Here is a 19763-nt window from a genome sequence, read left to right on the forward strand (position 1 = left end):
GTTGGAGATTTGTGGTGGAGAGGAACAAGCTCGGTCCTTCATTTGCTATCGGGCTGGTGAGAAGAATTTCATATTGTCTCATGCTGAGAATGAGGAAGAACTGTCTGGGAAGTATGACATGGTGATTTCCTTGGATAAGTTCCTCAAGCTCTCGGAAAGCAATACTGTGGCGGTGAAGAAGTTCCTGAGTGGTTGCGTCAGAGAGGCTTTCCTGAAGAGGCAGGATGCTTTCAAAAATGAGACCGATGACAGGGAACAATACTTGGGGTGGCCTACGGTGGAAGGTGAAATCCATTCGTTCCTGGCTCGTTTTGAGGTGGTTTCAGAGAAGTTCTTTGAGCAGCAACTTCTGGATTACTACACCAACCGCAAGAATCTGACCATTAAGGTAGATGGCAAGAAATATAAGGTTCAGGACGATTCCTTCTATATGCATGGTTGCCGGTTATATCAGGAGGAGCTTGATGAAAGAGACAGTCTTCACCGGGTAAGGCTCTCTTGCAGGGAGATTAGCTCCACGCCTGAGAAAATACTGTATGATCTGGTGGTTTCTGACAAGGTGGCTGTGGTACTCTGTTCTGCTACGGCTTCAAGTGAATCTGTGATCAGTAACTTTGATATAGAGTATCTGATGTCGGCTTTGGGCAGGAAAGTTCATCTTTTGGTCAGAGAGGATAGCAGGAAGTTTGAGGAGCTTGTTGAAGCTACGTATCCTAGCCGTCATCAGGTAGAGGTAGTGCCACTGGAGCATTATATGTTCAAGGACAGCCGCAAGGAACACATGACCCTACCTGAGAAATATAAGCAGATGTTCTGTGAAGATGCTGTTGAGGAAGGACTGGTTGACCGATGGTTCAAGCTGACCAGAAGAGAAATCTTCCGTAAGGCTTCCAATGCTGATGAAGCAGTTTTTGAGTTCTATCGTATCTTTCAGTTCATCGAGGCTTATCACTGGTTCCACTGGCATGATGACATTCACAGTATGCTCTTTTTCCAGAATAGAGCTGCTCAAGCCTACGAGAAGCAGATGAACGTTATCGCTTGTCTGATTGACGGATCCTACAAGCAGAAGATGAAAAATGATGATCATATGGAGGATGTCTTTGAGAGTGGTTTACCTGATTGGCAGAATGAGCATCTGTTCATGTCCAACAGTTTAAAGGACGTGGAAAACAAGGTTTTGAAGAGATTGAGTGATGGCAGCATTTCCAAGGTGATGCTGGTGACGGCCTACGGTAGTTTCAAGGCGGGTGCCAATCTCCAGTATAAGATACCGGAAGGTATTGATTATGAGAGGGGTGACAACTGGGAGGAGGATGAACATGAACTGAAGAAGGACTGGGATGCTGTATATCTCCAGAGTCCCACCTCTTATCTCTCTTTCAATGATGATAGCCAGGAGCAGGCTTTTGATGCTGGTCTCTACCGGATTATGATGTCGCTCATGATGCTCAACGAGAGAAGTTGGCTGACTCAGAATCAGGTGGGGCACTGGTTGGAAGAGGCAATTTCCAAGAAGTGTATCCGTTTCAGGGAGGATGCTGTGGCCATGGACAAGGCAGCCTGGGCTCAGACAATGGTCGAGCAGGCTGTGGGAAGAATATGTAGAACTAAAAACAAACCGCTGTCTACCTACGTTCTGTATGATGAGGGGATGACGGAATTCTTTATGGGTGATTTGGGTGACAAGTCACACACCAAGGAATTCAAGGCTTTGAGCAGTTATATTCAGGAGCATACTGAGATCGGCGTTGATAGTCATGCTTCTGCTGAAGAGGTCAAACTGCATAATGATTCCCAGGCTGCTCAATGCAAATTGCGTAAAATGAGGGAGAAGGCTTTACTCTTCACTCCACATCCTTATGAGGTGGAATATGAGAATTTAGAGGATGGGAGTGAAGATTTGTCGATTCCTTATTACGTCAAGAGGGCTCAAATCATGAATCAGTACTACAAGCAGGCCATTATCCGTAATCCTGTGGTGGCTTCCTTGCAGGAGCTTGATGAACAGGCCATGATGGTTCCTTTCCTGAGAAAGTGTTATGGCAATTGGGAAAGAGATGAGGATGGATCTTTCTGCCAGCATCCTGTATCTCCTGCATCTGTAAGATTGGATGTGTTGATGAAAAATAAGGTTATCCATGAGCATTTCGAAAGGAACGGATATGCTACAGGCTGGAGTTCGGATGGACTTATCCTACACCCGGAGATTCTGATGGCGGATTATGCCGGAGAGATAGGTGAGGAAGCGTTCAAGGCGCTTGTTCTTCGTTATGTGGATTGCAGTGAAGAGCTGTTTGCACATTTGGAGGATCGGGATTATGAGTTGGCTGATTTTGTGGTTCTCAATCCAGATGGTTCCTATAAGGTAGCATTTGATGTGAAGAATATGAATCCTTCCATTGAGCATTTGGATAGAGAAGGGGATATGCCTACTTTAGAGAAGCGTCAGGAAAAGAAGAATCGTCTGGGGTGTCCGCTTTATACAATCAACATGCTCAAGATGCCATTTGAGTCGATGGACAGGTATGAGATTTGTGGGTTGATAGATGAAGATGGGCATGTCCAGGGAGATGCTATGTTGAAAATTAAAAGTTTAATTGAAAGTTAATTATTTAATAAGATGTGATATGGCTAAAAAGATAGAGCATATTTCAAAAGAAGAGATATTGAAGTTGCCTGTGACAACCAACAGGCTTATGGTGTCATGGAACAGAGAAACATTCTTTGCCAAGTATGGCATTGTATCTTACAGGATGGAAACGAGAGATCGTGAGCGCAAGAATCTTTCTTACGAACAACTCTCTGACACGCCATCTTTGTCGGTAGTAGGCATATATGCAAAGTATGAACCTTTTAGCAGCAGAGACGGCTATACGCGATTTTTCGTGCTGGTGGAGAAGGGCGATGAGAAGCTGGTGATGGAAAGTTTGAAAGTTCAGAAGGATGTGGCTTGCAAGTCAGATGATCTGCATGGGTATGATGAATTCCTGCAGCAGCGCATTATCGTGTCGCTTGCAATCAATGCCCTCGGAAAGAAGGGCAAGGGTGGCATGATGTACAACAATGGCATGTTGCTGGTTTGTTATGACCAGAACTTTGGGGTATCCAAAAGGTCGAAGGAACTGGTTTGCTTGAAGTTGGAGGTGAATAAGTATATGAATCTGGCTGCCAGAACTACCTCGTTTTCACATCCTAAGGATTTCAAGCAGTTGCAGGCGTATAGTAACTGTGTTTCCCAGGTGGGGAAGGAAATGGATGGTGAGTTATGGCTTGGAGAATATCTGAAGCCGGTTATACTCAAAAAACTGAATGAAGGTGATTATCGTTTGGACCAGGTTTACATCAAGAAGAAGCGCTTCTCTTCTTCTCACAACACTGTTCCTTATTGGCCTTGGAACAAGGATACATACAATCACAGCCGATTGTTTGTCATCTGCCAGGTAATTGAAAACGTGAATAAGCTCTTTGATGGTATGCTGACAGTTGATTTTTCCGACCATCAGGTTTTGGATTACTTTGAGAGTCATCCGAAGGAGAATGTTGAAAAGCTGTTGAAAGAATACTTTCAGGGAAAGACCATTCTTGTGGAGGATCCTTTTGGCACGGATGATTCAAAAAAGCAGGTTGATCAATTCAAGGCGAGTGTGCTTGCCGCCATGGGGAACGTTGTGAGTGTTGTCAAGCGAGGTGGTAAGGTGGATATGCTGTTAAAGTTATGTGAGGAGATAGGTGATGAAACTCATTATTCGCAGTCTGTGAAGCGTATGTATGAAAGTGGTATTGCCTTCCAGCACATGATTCATCATGGTGGAGGCAAGGAGGATGATGTGCCAGAGGCTAAGGCTAAGAGGATCTTGATGGAACTACTGGTCAAGGATAGCATTGTCAAGGGCTATATGCCATCAGAAATGGCAGCCATCGCAGGGAATTGGAAATTCTGGCTTTTTAAACAAAAAAAGGAGGTTGTATATGGAGCATCCTTGAAGTTGTGTGAGGGAAAAGCTATGGCATTTGAGCCTTATGGCTTTGATGATGGATTGGGAGAGGATTATGACACCTTTGTTGCCTCTATAATGGGCTTATCTGCTCTTCTCAAAATGAAAGGTAATCATGATTATCATGTGATGGAGAAGGAGGGAAATGCTTATCTGATCATTGATACAGAAGAGATTCCTATCTTGGATGCCAAGCAAATTGATGATACCTATGGCAAGATTATTGAAGGGACTGATCCAGATTACAAAACAATTTGCGTGTTTAAGAGAAAGGGTGCGGGTACGAGCCATCAATTCTTGCGTGGTTTGATGGGATTTCATTTATGGAAGGAAGAAGGTCTTGATGGGGAGGGATCAGAGTCCTACTCTTACATATCTGGTTATAATTCCGATAATTTCAATACAGGTGCTACCTTCAAGATAGGCAAGGTTCCCCATGTAAGGCGTATCTGTATTTTGAAAAAGGATCATCAAGAACGTGTATGGGAAGATATTCAGGAGTTGAAGAATATGCTGGCTGTGGGCTTTGGCCAATGGAATGAGCTGATGACTTATCCTTTCCCATTTAAGTTCTTGCAAGAGTATTTGGACAACCAGAGTGAAACGAGGTTCTCAAAGCATTGGAGTGAAATGTAGTATTTTAAGTTCTTTTGTTTCAGATATTTGGTATGCTCTCGCCTCTTTTGGTGTGAGAGCATGCCTATACCATGAGTCATTTTTTGTTTCTTTGAATATTTATTATGTAGGCATAAATGTTAAATCTTAGTTAATGTAACAAAAATGCTACCTATATGTTTGGTGGTTAGTTGCTTTTTTGTTACCTTTGCAGTGTCGAAATGACAAAGAGCTCTTACAAATAATGAAACAATCAGAATTACTGAAGAGACTGAGAGATGCGGGATGCATCCTGTCTCAACATGGTTCAAAGCACGACAAATGGATCAATCCCAAGACTGGCGCTTACGATTATGTGCCTAGGCACTGCAAGGAGATGGCCAAAGGGACTGCTATAAAAGTGCTTAAAAATTTGGCAGGGGAATAGCCCCTGCCAATCTATGAGCCATGTGTGGATTTATTTGTGGAGCTCTTTTACTAAAAATATAAATGTATGGAGAAAAGAAAGGTTTTAGTTACAGTAGAACAAGCATCTGATGGTTCGTATTGGTGTCATACAGAAGATGCGATAAACAAGGGGCATTTCAACTCTGTGGGACGTACCGTAGAGGAGGCAAAGCAGGATTTGCTTGATTGCTACGAGGAGGCTAGGGAGTTTGAAGATGATTTGCCGGAAGTAGATTTTATCTACAAGTACGATATTCAATCATTCTTCAATTACTTTTCATATCTCAATGCGTCTGATATTGCCCGCCGTGCTGGCATCAACCCATCGCTCATGCGACAATATATCAGCGGTGTGAAGAAAGCCGGAGAGAAAAACTATCAACGCCTGTCAGCTTGTGTCGGCAAGATTAAAGAGGATTTTAGAGCAATCTCTTTCTAGTAAAGATGATTGTTTCATATACATTGTTAAAGAGCTCGAAGCCCTGGTACGAGACGTATCGGGGCTTTTTTCTTGCTGTTTTCTGGAAATGTTCAGCAAAATGTTAATATAATATTGACAGGTAAGCGCTATGTTCTTTAGCTTGTGGGTAGTTCAATGCATTGGTGCAGGTTACAAGAGCAACATCTATGTGGAGAATAGTGTTTATGCTACTGCTGCTACCCAAAAGAAGCCTTGGGATTGCAAGACTAGTGGAAGTTATAAAGACTACAATATCACATTGAAAGGTTGTGAAGGTGCTTCGGATGCACAGAGCAAGAGTGGTAACAACGAGTATTTCGTTCCATCGAAATACTATACTTATAAGGCTAATGATGCTTCTGAAGTGAAGAACTATGTAACAGCAGCTGCCGGTGCAACACTCAAGGTGTCTTATGGCTCAGGTGTAAGCAAGTCAAGATCTGTTTCCTTCGGCGATACAGATGGGCAGACTACAGGCGTCTGTGACTTTACAGAAGCTGCATCTGTACTCTCTACTCGTATTTTTACCTTGAAAGGTAATGAGGTACAGACTCTTCAGCCAGGTTTGAACATCGGGAAGACCACCTACTCAGATGGTCATACAGATGTGAAAAAAGTATTGAAGAAATAGAATAATGGCCTTCGGGATATGATTGTCCCGGAGGCTTTTTTGGTTATCGTTACTTCCATGACATCTATCTATTAATCAAAACAAAAACTCCCTGATAATATGAACTGTAATTTTTAGTTGCACAAAACAGCCTTTTTCCGAAAAGAATCAGATAATCCACTAAAATTCTACATATAATCCACCATACTTAGCCTCTTTTGGCGTAATTTTGCCGTCACCAAACGTATTTTCTGAAAAAGGAAAGCATTGAAAAGTCGATGCTTGATTACGGATTAGCAAGAGAATAAACAATTACAATTTCATATAAACCGAAAGTAACCAATGAAAAAGAATGTTTTAATGACAGCGGTTATACTGCTTGGCATCATGTCAGGTTGTACCGACAGTTTGGAGCAGCAACTAGCTCCTGCAGCAGAGGTTGAAACTGAGTTGACAACAAGAGCTTCTTCAGGTCGCCTTAGTACTTACACACCTCCTTCGTATATTGATGATTATGCATCAATGGCAGGTTGGGACCAGCGTGGCAGTTGGAATTTAGCCAACGTGCATGACCCTACAGTCATGAAGGCTGATGACGGCTACTATTACATGTATCAGACTGATGCCTCTTATGGTAACAGTTTGGAAGGACATGGCCATTTCTTCTGCCGTAAGAGCAAGGACTTGATCAACTGGACTTGGGTAGGCTCCACCATGAGAAGACAGCCTTCTTGGGTGGCAACCAAGGTGAATGAATATAGAGCAAAGGAGGGCCTTCCTGCTATCAAGCATTTTCGTTATGGATTTTGGGCGCCATGTGCTCGCAAGGTGAGAAATGGCTTGTACCGAATGTACTATTGCATCGTGGTTGATAATTACATCGGCAATGGCTTATATGCCGATGCAGCCAATTTTGACAACACCTGGACAGAAAGAGCTTTCATTGGCATGATGGAAACATCCGATCCGGCAAGCAACCATTGGACAGACAAGGGCATGGTGGCTTGCTCTTCCACTGACCGTGGCTTCAACTGGGGAAGAAACGGCCAAGGTGACTGGAATGCATATTTCAAGTATAATGCCATCGATCCGTCATATATCATCTGCCCTGATGGCAAGCATTACCTCATCTACGGTTCATGGCATTCTGGTATTGTTGCCATGCGCCTGAACCCGAATACAGGTATGCCTTATGAGAATATCGGTGACCCATGGGGAGACATCAGCAAATATGGCAAACGTATCTATACTCGCAATATCAATAGTCGCTGGCAGGCATCTGAAGCTCCGGAGATCATATATCACAATGGCTACTATTATCTTTTTCTGGCCTACGATGAACTTTCTGTGGCTTACAACACTCGTGTGTTGAGAGCCAAGAATATAGAAGGTCCCTACTATGGCAAGGATGGCAGAGACTGTACCAACAAGGGTGGGGAGGCATATCCAATTCTGACACATCCGTACAAGTTCAACAATAGTCCAGGTTGGGTAGGAATCTCTCATTGTGCTGTCTTTGATGATGGAGGAGGTAACTGGTATTTTTCATCACAAGGTCGTTTGCCGGCAGGAGTAAATGGCAATCCATATTCAAACGCCCTTATGATGGGACAAGTACGTTCCATTCGATGGACACAGGATGGCTGGCCAGTCATTATGCCTGAGAGATATGGTGATGTGCCACAGCTTACCATTCTCGAAAGTGAATTGAAGGGAACCTGGGAGAATATCACCCTGGAGTATAATTTTGGTCAGCAGTGCAGTTCTGAAAGCATGACATTGGGTAGTGGTCATAAGATTACTGCAGGTTTCCATGCTGGTGGCAAATGGTCCTACGACAAGGCAAATGCCATTCTCTACATAGATGGCATACCTATGTATTTGCAGAGAGAATGTGATTGGGAATCCAATCCTAGAAAATATACTATTGTATATTCCGGACTCAGCAACTACAACAGCACAAGGAACCGCAAGTCATATTGGGGCAAGAAGAATTAAGACATCAAAGGAATTAAGGTAAAAGGTAGATGACAAAAAGAAAGTGAGGGTGCGCCATAGACTTATGACACACCCTCTAGTTCAAATATAGCTATACTACCATTAACCAATAGTTCGTTAATAATTCAATAATGTGCTAAGCAGCTATACGCTGTAAGCACGAGAGATCTTTGAAAATCTTGCTAATTAAAGTTCGGTTCGGGGTGTACCCACTTGCTTTAAAAATTCGTTTCACCAGATAAATGTTGGTCATCAGGGACTTGAATGAAGACATAGAATATTCCATTCCCATCCCCTTCATAGTTACCTTGGCAACATTTAGTGATGTGAACGAAGCATTGAAAGCAAAATCGAGTTTCCACTTATCGCGAGCCTGGCAGTCCATAAGACCAGTATAGCCTTTGGCGTCACGAAAGCAAAATTCGATCTGGAACCTGGTTCTATAATAAAGAAGTACCTCTTCACCCGAAAGTGAGGTGTCTGTAGAGAAGAATAGTTTCTTCTTGCCATTCGGCATCTGCCAGATGACAAGTCTAACTTTACACTTGAGTGTCTTGGAATAGGCAATCAAAGTATAAGCTGTTCCTTCTATATCTTTCATCTCCATCTTCTCCATTCGAGTGAGGTCAAGATTCTTCATATCAATCTTGCCATCCTTGGTCTTTGGGCGACCACGTTTTCCAGTACGTGGACCAGCATAGACATAAAAGAGACAAGCATTGTCACGAAAGCGGCTTACCAAAGAGAACCCTTCTTTCTTTATCCCATTAACAAATGTACTTGTAGAGAAGTAAGCATCTGCAACTATGAGGGTTGAGAGTTTAAGAAGTTCCTTGCGGTAACGCTTAATGACGCTGATATAGAAATCTACCATAGTCTTGTTTCTAAGACTCAGTTCTTTATTACTTAGCGACTGGTGTGCTCTTAACATCATGCAGTCTTTGGCAACAATATCAATGAGTCCAATACCCATGATTTCGAGACCATGTTTAACAGACTGTGCACATCCCGACCAAAAACGACCGATATGTGGAGTCTTCTTGCCAGCTTTGCTGATGTAGCTGGGATCAATGGCAATAGCCCATCTTCCCTGTTTACCAAAGAAGCGCTTGGCAAGTGAGACATTAAGTTTGAGTCAGTCAATGCTTTTCGACTTTTTTAAGCCGAATGCGTTGCGATAGGTTTGCTCAACATGCGAGCCATACCTCCCCATTTGGGTGAAATTTATCTTTCTTGGTATTACCATGAATAAAATTATCACCTCGATGAGTATTTTCTCGAAACTTTTTGTTAACTTTGCAGCCGAATCTTCAACTGCATCTTTAAAGATATCCATATATTGGTCAAGTCCTGTATTCATATAATTTTGCGTTTGTCGTGATTTGCAAAGTTACTGAAAATCAGCGACTTGACCAACTTTTTATAGTTAAGTTTTCATAAGCATTTCTTAATATAAGTTATTGATTTACAGACGATTAAATATTAATTTAACGCAGTATTGATTAACTATTACCTAAAAATATAGACTCTTTTGGGTGTTAAGAGTATGAGCGGAAAAGAATTAAGAGAATTATTATCATCAAAGGGTATCCTGCAAAAAGACATTGCAAGACAACTCAACATGACTCCTGGTGGCTTTAGTCAACAGTTAAGGGCTAAAGACATCAAGACAGGATTACTGGAATCCATATGTAAAGTACTCAATGTCAAAATGGATTTCTTCTATGGAGGCACCGAATATCTTGAAGGATATGAGCTCATCAAGCAATCTGATTTAAAAGAATTCCGATTCACGCTTGGCAAAATACATACGTGCTGTAATGAGATTTCAGAAAAGTTGTCCTAGTTCTCTAACATTACGCAATCAGTAATACTAGAGAATCAGGATTTTGAATTCATACACTATCCTTTGATGACGGCAATGGGTGACAAATGGGTTTTGATTTTGACTAAGTCTGATTCTTGTGCCATGACGGATTCTATATCTTTGTAGGCAGCAGAGGCCTCTTCCAAATCTTCCTGACTACGAATGGCATGAACGATGTCTTTCTCATCCAGCTTATGGATTTCCTCCGCTAAATTGAGTGTCTTTACAGTTTCAGTTCGGCTCATGATACGGCCAGCTCCATGGGAGCAACTCATGAAACTGAGAGGATTGCCAAGGCCTTTCACGATATATGAACTCGTTCCTTGTGAACCAGGTATGATACCAACTTCACCTTCTCGGGCACTTGTTGCTCCCTTTCGGTGTATGATACAATTCTCACCAAAATGGGATTCCCAGGATGCATAGTTATGAGCGATGTTGATCATCGGCTCAAACTCAACGTGTGGTATCGCTTCAGATATGACCTCCTGAATTCGATGCATCATCAACCTTCTATTGCACAGACCAAAATCGATACAATACTGCATTTCATTCCAATAATCATTAAACTCCTTGGTTCTCAGTGGCAAGAATGACATATTAAGGTCTGACTTAACCGAAGAAAAGTAACGCTCATTGAGAATGGTTGCCACTCTGTTATAATAATCACAAACCTGTTTGCCTAAGTTTCTTGACCCAGAGTGAATCATGATCCAAAGCCATCCTTCATCGTCCTTTTGAAGTTCTATGAAGTGATTTCCTCCACCAAGTGTTCCCACTTGCTTGATAGCTGATATATATTGACGCTTAACGACAGTCATGCCATCAATATCATGATTTTCAGGCATATACTTCTCATCCTGGGCAACCTTGTGGTGTTCCATTCCTAAAGGAATCTGGTGCCGTATGCCTCGCATGATTTTCTTTCTCAGAACATCCTTTTCAATGGTCTCCACCTGGATATTGGTTTTAACTGCACACATACCACAACCTATATCCACGCCCACGGCATTCGGAATCACGACATTCCTAGTAGCAAGGACAGTTCCTATAGGCATACCCTTTCCGCCATGTAAGTCAGGCATCAATGCCAAATGATGAAAAACAAAAGGCAGGCTACAAAGGTTCGATATTTGTTGCCAAGCCGTTGCGTCACACATATGTGCCCACATCTTAACAGGGGTTCCATTCATTGCAAATTCTTTCATTTTCTTAATCTCCTATCTTTTTTAGTGCAAAATTACAATACTGGTATGCAGTATTTTTGCGTAGGAGTACAAAATCTTCAAATTTTAGCAAAAATCGGCTGTTCAACGGGTATTATCAACTAATCCAACACTATAATCATGAGGAATCCTCTTACTATTGTACTACCGCAAGAATGGTATAGGATGTTGAAATTACATTCATCATAGGAGTGTCTCAATGATATAGAACTGCCAATAGAAACGAGGGCAATACCCTTCAAACCGCAGCGTCACAGCCTCACGGAGGTATTGCCCTCTATAAAGATACTGTTTTGAATACCTTATCAAGTACAAAGAAAATCAATTCATCTGAAATCAGCAAGAGAAATGGGAAAAGTTTTAATGTTGATGCATCATTTTGTTGAAACAGCAGTTGAAAGTCGGACTTCTGAAAGGGAGACCTGGCATTTTGTCCAATTGTCATGACAGTTTTTGACGGAAATCAAGAAATCATACCCTTGACAGCATTTTCTTCCCGAAAAATTGTGTGCGCACACAAAAAGGCATTATCTTTGCACTCGAAAAGATTGAATAACGAATAATTAAAGTAAAGAAAGGGTAACATTATGATGGTATTAGGAATGACATTGGCAGTTGCAGCTGCTCTTTTTGCAGAGGTTGTAAATGTAAACTATAAGATTAGCCTCGGCAAGTAAGCAAGCTTTGAGAGGCATCCATAGGATGCTTCCAATGAAGCTTCTCTAATGGATATTAGATGAGGTAAAGAAGATGTAGATTAGGATAACAGATTGATATAGAGAAAGGATAAGATTATGATGATTTTAGGAATGATTTTAGCTTTGATTGTTGCAGCATGCGCTGAGTATGGTGCAAGATCCAACATGAAGAACTTCGCTTAACAGGCGATGTTTCATGAAAATTTGAGAGAATTGTAGAAAGAAGTTTCAATATATATTATGGAGATGGCAGTTGTAGGCGTTTGTGAAGATGCTTGCAGCTGCCTTTTCTTTTTGTATCTTTAGGGTGTCGAAATTCAAAATTAAAGTTGTACCTTTGCACCCAAGTTGAGATTACAGAAATGAAAAAGGAACGTGAAACGGCAAACAAATATCGTCAGCAAGCTCTTGAAGGAGATTTAATGGCGATGAACAACATGGGTGTCTGCTATGCGCAAAGCATCGGTGTTGTGGAGGATCATGTAATGGCATTTCAGTGGTACATGAAGGCTGCTCTAAGTTTGTACAACTACTGATTATTGATGTTCAAAAAATAAAAGATAGATTATTATGCAGATATTATTGGCAAATGCAAAAATCATGTTTGATAAGACAGACAGGAAGCCTATCTCCGTGCCACTCTTCCAATCAGTTGCCAATGTCTTGGCCGAAGAAATGGCAAGGATGAATGTAGAGGAATTGGCTAGGCAACTGGATTGCAGCAGCAAGATTGCAACTGAAAATTGGAAACGCTATCATAATTTTATGGCAACTGAAAAGATGCCTGCTATCCTGGCTTACAATGGTCAGGCTTATAAACATCTGCGTGCCAGTTCTTTAAGTGAGGACTCCTTAGAGTATGCCCAGAAGCATCTCTGGATTACCTGTTTTCTCTATGGCTTGCTTCGTCCAATGGATGGCATCGTGCCTTATCGTATGGAGCATTGCGTATCACTTGAAGCCACAAACGACAAGCCGGTCAATCAGTTCTGGAAAGACAAACTCACGGATGTTCTCATCGATAGTGTGAAGGCTGACGATGGCATACTCATCCATCTATCAACTGAGGAATATGAACATCTGTTTGATTGGAAAAGAGTATGTAAGGAGATAAAGGTCATTCAGCCACTCTTTTATGTACGCCAGAAAGACGGCAGATTGAAGATGCAGGCTGTATGGGCTAAATCTTGCCGTGGAGCCATGGTGAGATATATCCTGAATAATCAGCTTCTTACTCCAGAGGAACTGGCAGGTTTCAGTTACGAAGGTTTTGAATATGCGGCAGAATTAGGAGAAGCTGCTTTTCCTCATTTCGTTCGTTGAATAGAACAAAATCGTACTTTTTCATTAAAAACGAATGATATATTGAATCACTAGTGTCTCTTAATATTTCATGATCAAGAGCCTTGCGCTTCTTGAAATAGTCGGCAAGCAGTTCGGCAGGAGGCAAGATTTTTTCATCCTCTTTCGGGAACTTGCTTTCACCCCCACCTTTATTATAAGAGGTCTTATGGTAAATAGAAAGTTTGCAGTATACCCTATTGAGAGGAATCACCATATAACTTTAGCAATTAGTTTTTTTAATTATAAAGCATTTAAATTGCATTGCAAGGATTATGATAAATAGTAAATTAAATATGGTCTGTATAATGTAATATCAGCCTCTCTTTTGTGCCGTAAATATTAATATCCTATTCTAATTTAGACATGAATGTTATTAGTAGTCTAAAAATAATCGTAAATCTTTAAAGAAATACGTTTAAAAATTTGGAGGTTACATAAAATCGTTGTAACTTTGTGCGCATAATAAAATTATAGCAATCATGAGAATTAACAAGATAGATATTGTAAACTTTAAAGGATTCCAGCGTGAAATGAGGGAATTCAAGTCGAATCTTACAGTGGTTATTGGCAACAATACCGCAGGTAAGACTACTTTGCTCAAGGCTTTACAGATAGGATTGGGTGCCTATTTGCAATGTTTGAGTAAACTGCCTAGTACAGTACAATATCGTCGCAACTTTAGTATTCATGATCGCTTTATGGCATTTGATTCAACAGAAAAAGATTATGTCCCAAACGGAGAGCGTACTCGCATCACAATAGATGCAGATTTCTACGTTACTGATTCCATAGAAAATAATGAGCCACAATTTACTCCTATTTCTATTTCATGGTCTCGCGAATTCACTGGTAGTACCACAACTCATAGCAGATCATGTGCAGGGGAACTGATGACTATGGTTTCAGACATGGAAGCCAAAAGATATGAGCATCATGATGGTGCAATATATCCATTAGTCTTATCTTTCGGAGCCAAGAGAACCAGCGATGCCCAGATGAAGATTACCCGTAAGATAAAGGAAAGAGCGTCTAGAATAGAGAAAGCCTACAAATTTGCTCTCCATGACAAGGTTGACTTTGATGGTGCTATGGAATGGTTAGCTCGTTACGATAAAAATGTCAGGGATGGAAAAGAATTTGAGGGAACTCGCGAAGCTTTCTTTGAGGCACTGCAAACAGCTATTCCTGCTTTGTCAGAAATCGATTTTGATCATGGTGAAATAGAAGCTGTGGTATCGATAACAGGACATATTCCCTCTCGCCATCATTTCTCTTACATGAGTGATGGACTTCAGTCAATGATTAATATTGTAGCAGAGATTGCCCATCGTTGCATCGAATTAAATGGTTGCTTGGGACGGAATGCTGTTAAAAAGACACCTGGTGTTGTGATGATAGATGAGATTGATCTCTATCTGCATCCTCATTGGCAAAAGCATGTGCTTCAGGATTTGGCTCAGGCTTTCCCTATGATTCAGTTCATTGTATCTACCCATAGTCCATTTATCGTTCAGAGTCTTCAAAAGAATCAGCTTATCAGCTTCGATGAAAATGTAATGATAGAAGGTGAACCTTACCGAGAATCATTAGAGGATATTACTGCCGATCGAATGGGTTTGGAACAGAATATTAGAAGTAAAAGATTTCAGGAGATGCAGGAAATCGCAAAAAATTACTTCAAGTCGATACAAAACGGAGAAGAAGACAAGAAATTATTGGAGAAGCTAAGAGAGATTGAAGCTACCTTCAGCGATAATCCTGCCTATCTTGCTTTATTACAATCTGAATATAATACGAAAGGAAATTAGCCGATGAGACCAGTAGAGAAAAAGAATGTTGGCGAAACTGTCTCTTATGTAAATTCCAAGAATCAAACAATAACAGAGACTATACAAGAATACTATTCTCCCTATAATAATGCCAAAATGCCATTATTGGGTAATCTTGGCTGGTTTTGTTCTTATTGTGAAGGAACCCATTTGCCAAATGAACTCGCAGTGGAACATATTGAACCAAAAGGAACAAATGGAGAAGAGACGGCATGGAATAACTTTTTAATATCCTGTGGTATCTGTAATTCCACAAAAGGGCACCCTGAAATTCATGAAGAGGATTATCATTGGCCACATACTGATAATACTTTCAGAGACTTCATCTACACTGCAGGTGGAGCGGTCATGCTGAATCCTCATTTGGATGAAGATGAAAAGGGCAAAGCCAAGAAACTATTTGATTTAGTAAAACTTGGAGCATATCCTGGCAATGAATTAGAACCTACTCCAAGAGATTTCCGATGGAAGAAACGCCTGGAAACATGGGATTTAGCAGAACGATTACGCAATAAGTTCAATGCTGGCATTGCAGATGTTGAAGAAATTATCTGTTTGGCTCAGAAACTAGGCTATTGGTCTGTTTGGTTTACTGTCTTTAAAGGATACGATGAAGTTAGAAAACGTTTAATCTCTGACTTTACCGGCACATGCACCTCCTGTTTTGATGCAAATAATCATTATGAGCCGATCAAGCGAAACAAATAGAAAGCGTAGCCTCTCACACCTTTGGTGTGAGAATAAGTTTTTTGGTGATTACAAATACTCCTTACATGATAAGGTTCTGGATGATTCAAGAGCCTTCATCATGTGAGGAGTTTCATTTCCTTAAAAATGTCTGATTTGAAGGCAAGCACATAGCCGTTGCTTCAAGTCTTGAGCTCCTATGAATAGGATACCATGTATACCCACATGGTTGGCGCCATCAACATTCACTTGCCTGTCATCTATGAAGATGCTTTCCGATGCCTGGAGACTATAGCGATTCAGAAGAAGCTGATAGATTTCTGGATTCGGTTTTATCAACTTCTCTTCCCCACTCACTACAATTCCTTCAAACATGCCAAAGAGACGGGCATGGACTTCCTTTACTATCGGGAATGTCTCATAAGACCAGTTGGTAAGACAGTATATACGATATCCTCTTTGCTTCAGTTCACACATGATCTCATAGATGCCAGGGATTTCACCACCATCCATATCTTTGTAACAGTACCAGTAGGCAACAATATAAGGAGCATACTTGGGATAAGCCTGTTTTAAATCAAAGAGACATTCATCTATAGGCTTTCCCAAGTCTGTCTGATCATTCCATTCATTCGTCACCACATGATCGATTATCCACTTAGCCTTCTCCCTGTCGCCATGGAACAGAGTAGTATAAAGGTTCATGCGCATCCAGTTCACCAATACACTTCCTACATCGAAGACGATATTCTTGTATCTACTCATTGCTATCTGATTCTTTAAACATTCACATAGAAAAATTCAGGCTGCTTAGGTTCCGAATACGCTTTCTCGAATTTCCAGCTGACAGCCTTATACAGCAGGCCACCGAAAAGTCGGGCATGCTCAGGACAGACCACGACACAGCGTCCGCAAGAGATGCATTTCTTTTCGTTGGTCTTGTAGGGTTCCCCCATAGTGATGGCTCCGACAGGGCACATTTTCACACAGGCATGGCAGGATGTACATTTTCCCTTACTCCCTTCTGGATGCAGAGGAATAGGCTTGGTATCACGATAAGGGCGATTCCCCTTTACCATCAGTCGGCTAACTGCGAACATCTTTGGTATCTTGAGTAGAAGTTCCCTACTCTTTGAAGCAAAATCATGGAGTTTCTCCGTATCATCCGCATTAGGTCTTCCTTCTGCTATCTTGGGAAATATGGAATGCTGGGCTATGATGGCAGCCGCAGAAAGTAACTTGAAGCCATGGGATTCCACCAGGTCCTTCAGCTCTATGAGCGTATCATCGTAGGCTCTGTTACCATAGACACATACTATGATGGCTGGGGTATTGTTTCCAAGAAAACGTCTCAATGAACGAACTGCCATTTCCGGGACTCTACCAGCATAGGAAGGTACGCCCACTATCAGCAGATTGCCATCACTTCCCAGCGAGACATCATCCTTCAGCACGTCTGAGGTAATGTCATACTCAATGACAGGCTTCTGAAACTGGGATGCTATCTCACGAACGATACGTTTGGTGGAGAAAGTGGCACTAAAATAGGCCAAATGGATATTCTTAATGTTCATAATGTCTTTGGTTTCTTTTTGTTGGGTGCAAAGTTACTATTTTTAGGCGAAACCAGCGAGTGATTTCTAGAATTTTGTTATCTTTGCATAAGATTTGCTGCACTCGGCAATTTGAAAACAAATTTTCATTGCGCTCATTTGCATTATCTTTGCAGGAGATTTGCTGCACTCGGCATCATATTGACGAGGATTTTTGAAATAACAAAGGAACATACAATGATAGATACAAGACTGAAAGTTTTCAGAAGTGTGGCTACACTCCTGAGTTTCACTAAGGCTGCCAACGAACTGTTCATCAGTCAGCCTGCCATCAGCAAGCACATACAAGAGCTTGAAAAGGAATATGGGGTGCAACTGTTCGACAGAATCGGCAATCGCATCCAGCTCACCCGTGCCGGACAACTTATGCTTGACCATGCCTGCAAGATTATCGATGCCTATCAGAATCTCGATTTCGACATGAAGAAGCTCACAGAGAAATCTGGTGGCGAACTGCGCATCGGAGCCAGTACCACCATCTCACAATATGTTCTCCCCAAACTGATTGCTGAATTCAGGAAACTATATCCCGACATTCGTCTTACCCTGCTCAGCGGAAATTCTCATGAGATAGAGGATGCGCTTGCTGCAGGAAGGATAGATCTGGGTATGGTGGAAGGCATCAAGCGGCAGCTCACCTTTAAATACACTCCTTTCATGAAAGATGAGCTGGTGGCGTTCGTACATTGTTCCAATCCCCTAGCCCAGCAAGATGAGATTTCTCTGGACCTTCTCAGGCAGACACCGATTGTACTGCGTGAATTAGGTTCCGGAACTTTGGATGTCATCCAAAAAGCCCTGCAGGAAAACGGCATTGCTCTTTCTGATCTGAACATTGAGATGAATCTGGGAACCACAGAGGGCATCAAGCATTTCGTGGAACATTCCTTAAGCATGGGTATCATCAGCGTAAGAGCCATCTACAGAAGTATCTATGAACAAGTATTCAAGGTTCTGGAAATTGAGAATCTGAAGATGGAACGAGAATTTCTATTTGTTGAGAAGAGAGGCGAGACCGCTAAACTCCAGCAGACATTCAAGAGATTCATAACTAAAGGTTATAACGTATAGTTATTATGTATATACAACATCTCATGATTTTTCGTACCTTTGCACCCGCTTTTCAAAAGCGAATAACCGACAAAAAAGAAAAATATGAGATTATCAGAACAAAGGAGCAGTATGCTGCATGGCGTATTGCTCATCGCACTCTTCGCATGCGCTGCTTTCTACATCGGTGGCATGGACTGGATGAAAGCTCTTTCGTTTAGCCCCATGGTGGTGGGCATCATCATTGGTATGCTCTATGCCAATAGTTTACGTAACAACCTGCCCGACACCTGGGTACCGGGCATCAAGTTTTGCAGCAAGCGAATCCTCCGCACAGGCATCATCCTTTATGGTTTCAAGCTCACCTTCCAGGATGTGATGGCTGTTGGAGTCTCTGCCATCGTGATGGATGCCATCATCGTATGCGGCACCATCGGCTTGGGAATCCTGGTGGGAAGACTCCTGAAAATTGACCGCAGCATCGCACTGCTCACCGCTTGCGGAAGTGCCATCTGTGGAGCTGCAGCAGTATTGGGTGTGGATGGGGCCATTCGTCCGAAGCCTTACAAGACGGCAGTAGCCGTAGCCACTGTAGTCATCTTTGGTACATTATCCATGTTCCTCTACCCTATTCTCTACAGGGCTGGCATCTTTGACCTATCACCAGATATGATGGGACTCTTTACGGGTTCCACTGTTCATGAAGTAGCCCATGTGGTAGGTGCAGCCAATGCCATGGGAGCCGAGGTGAGCAACAATGCCATCATTGTGAAAATGATAAGGGTGATGATGCTGGTACCGGTATTACTGGTGATTGCATGGACCGTTGCTAGGGATGTTGCTAAAAGAGACTGTTTGGAAAATACTGATACCAACAAGCCTAAAATCAGCATTCCATGGTTTGCCATTCTCTTCCTGGTAGTTATCGGATTCAATTCTCTTGGGTTGCTTCCGGAAAGCATAGTGGATTGGATTAACCAACTGGATACTTTCCTCCTGACCATGGCAATGGCTGCATTGGGAGCCGAAACAAGCTTTGACAAATTCAAGAAAGCTGGCATTAAGCCTTTCCTCTTAGCTGCCATTCTTTATTGCTGGCTCATCGGAGGTGGATATTGTCTGGTGAAGTTTGCCATACCTTATTTATAAGAATATCTATATAGAAGGTATATTATAACGACAGAGGAAAACATCCATGTGAAAAGTAGAACGATTCACAAATGGGGAAAGAAAAGCCGGAGAGATATATACATGATAGTATTTACATCGTCATAAACGGTAAGAAAAGCATTATTGATAGACTACAAGTTCTCTTGGGAGA

The 19763-nt window shown here is 41.8% G+C and carries 18 protein-coding genes; 13 read left to right on the forward strand and 5 right to left on the reverse strand.

Annotated elements, in window-relative coordinates:
- Window positions 1-73 precede the first annotated feature (73 nt).
- From RCO84_RS00465 to RCO84_RS00490, 6 genes are all read left to right on the forward strand, one after another.
- A complete protein-coding gene (locus RCO84_RS00465; protein ID WP_317583419.1) occupies window positions 74-2611 on the forward strand; it encodes a hypothetical protein in 2538 nt (845 codons plus the stop codon).
- 19 nt (window positions 2612-2630) lie between these two features.
- Window positions 2631-4634, forward strand: coding sequence for a hypothetical protein (locus tag RCO84_RS00470; RefSeq protein WP_317583422.1), 2004 nt, complete (start codon window positions 2631-2633; stop codon window positions 4632-4634).
- Window positions 4635-4857: 223 nt separating this feature from the next.
- Window positions 4858-5040, forward strand: a complete 183-nt coding sequence (locus RCO84_RS00475) for a type II toxin-antitoxin system HicA family toxin (RefSeq protein WP_317583424.1) — start codon at window positions 4858-4860, stop codon at window positions 5038-5040.
- A 66-nt stretch (window positions 5041-5106) separates the two neighbouring features.
- Window positions 5107-5499, forward strand: coding sequence for a pilus assembly protein HicB (locus RCO84_RS00480; protein ID WP_117588060.1), 393 nt, complete (start codon window positions 5107-5109; stop codon window positions 5497-5499).
- 130 nt (window positions 5500-5629) lie between these two features.
- Window positions 5630-6151 (forward strand): hypothetical protein, encoded by a 522-nt coding sequence (locus tag RCO84_RS00485; protein WP_287875601.1) that lies wholly within the window; start codon window positions 5630-5632, stop codon window positions 6149-6151.
- Window positions 6152-6472: 321 nt separating this feature from the next.
- Window positions 6473-8128 carry an arabinan endo-1,5-alpha-L-arabinosidase gene (locus RCO84_RS00490; RefSeq protein WP_373690107.1) on the forward strand — a complete coding sequence of 552 codons (1656 nt, stop codon included), beginning with the start codon at window positions 6473-6475 and terminating at the stop codon, window positions 8126-8128.
- A 136-nt stretch (window positions 8129-8264) separates the two neighbouring features.
- Here the strand turns inward: RCO84_RS00490 and RCO84_RS00495 are convergent, their stop codons facing one another.
- Window positions 8265-9101, reverse strand: coding sequence for a transposase (locus RCO84_RS00495; RefSeq protein WP_373690108.1), 837 nt, complete (start codon window positions 9099-9101; stop codon window positions 8265-8267).
- Between the two features lie 162 nt (window positions 9102-9263).
- On the reverse strand, window positions 9264-9488 hold the full coding sequence (locus tag RCO84_RS00500) for a hypothetical protein (RefSeq protein ID WP_317583428.1): 225 nt from the start codon (window positions 9486-9488) through the stop codon (window positions 9264-9266).
- Between the two features lie 186 nt (window positions 9489-9674).
- Between RCO84_RS00500 and RCO84_RS00505 the strand changes: the two genes are divergently transcribed.
- Window positions 9675-9974 (forward strand): helix-turn-helix transcriptional regulator, encoded by a 300-nt coding sequence (locus RCO84_RS00505; RefSeq protein ID WP_317583430.1) that lies wholly within the window; start codon window positions 9675-9677, stop codon window positions 9972-9974.
- A gap of 56 nt (window positions 9975-10030) precedes the next feature.
- Here the strand turns inward: RCO84_RS00505 and RCO84_RS00510 are convergent, their stop codons facing one another.
- Window positions 10031-11203: an RtcB family protein gene (locus RCO84_RS00510; RefSeq protein WP_317583432.1), complete on the reverse strand. Its 1173-nt coding sequence runs from the start codon at window positions 11201-11203 to the stop codon at window positions 10031-10033.
- A 1078-nt stretch (window positions 11204-12281) separates the two neighbouring features.
- On the opposite strand from RCO84_RS00510, the gene RCO84_RS00515 reads away from it, so the two are divergent.
- The 4 genes from RCO84_RS00515 (at window position 12282) to RCO84_RS00530 (ending at window position 15800) form a co-directional block, all read left to right on the forward strand.
- Window positions 12282-12455 carry a hypothetical protein gene (locus tag RCO84_RS00515; RefSeq protein ID WP_317583434.1) on the forward strand — a complete coding sequence of 58 codons (174 nt, stop codon included), beginning with the start codon at window positions 12282-12284 and terminating at the stop codon, window positions 12453-12455.
- 34 nt (window positions 12456-12489) lie between these two features.
- The gene (locus RCO84_RS00520) at window positions 12490-13242 is read left to right on the forward strand and encodes a YaaA family protein (protein ID WP_317583435.1); all 753 of its coding nucleotides are present in this window, start codon (window positions 12490-12492) and stop codon (window positions 13240-13242) included.
- 500 nt (window positions 13243-13742) lie between these two features.
- A complete protein-coding gene (locus RCO84_RS00525; RefSeq protein ID WP_317583437.1) occupies window positions 13743-15071 on the forward strand; it encodes an AAA family ATPase in 1329 nt (442 codons plus the stop codon).
- A 3-nt stretch (window positions 15072-15074) separates the two neighbouring features.
- Window positions 15075-15800, forward strand: a complete 726-nt coding sequence (locus RCO84_RS00530) for an HNH endonuclease (protein ID WP_317583439.1) — start codon at window positions 15075-15077, stop codon at window positions 15798-15800.
- Between the two features lie 120 nt (window positions 15801-15920).
- Here the strand turns inward: RCO84_RS00530 and RCO84_RS00535 are convergent, their stop codons facing one another.
- On the reverse strand, window positions 15921-16544 hold the full coding sequence (locus RCO84_RS00535; protein ID WP_317583441.1) for an HAD family hydrolase: 624 nt from the start codon (window positions 16542-16544) through the stop codon (window positions 15921-15923).
- 14 nt (window positions 16545-16558) lie between these two features.
- Window positions 16559-17353 (reverse strand): 4Fe-4S binding protein, encoded by a 795-nt coding sequence (locus RCO84_RS00540; RefSeq protein WP_317583444.1) that lies wholly within the window; start codon window positions 17351-17353, stop codon window positions 16559-16561.
- 216 nt (window positions 17354-17569) lie between these two features.
- Here RCO84_RS00540 and RCO84_RS00545 point away from each other — a divergent pair, with 216 nt between their 5' ends.
- Entirely contained in the window at window positions 17570-18463 is an 894-nt protein-coding gene (locus RCO84_RS00545) for a LysR family transcriptional regulator (protein ID WP_317583446.1), read from the forward strand.
- 84 nt (window positions 18464-18547) lie between these two features.
- Window positions 18548-19591 (forward strand): YeiH family protein, encoded by a 1044-nt coding sequence (locus tag RCO84_RS00550; RefSeq protein ID WP_317583448.1) that lies wholly within the window; start codon window positions 18548-18550, stop codon window positions 19589-19591.
- Window positions 19592-19763: the final 172 nt, after the last annotated feature.

This window comes from Segatella copri, assembly GCF_949820605.1.
In the GTDB taxonomy this organism is placed as follows: domain Bacteria; phylum Bacteroidota; class Bacteroidia; order Bacteroidales; family Bacteroidaceae; genus Prevotella.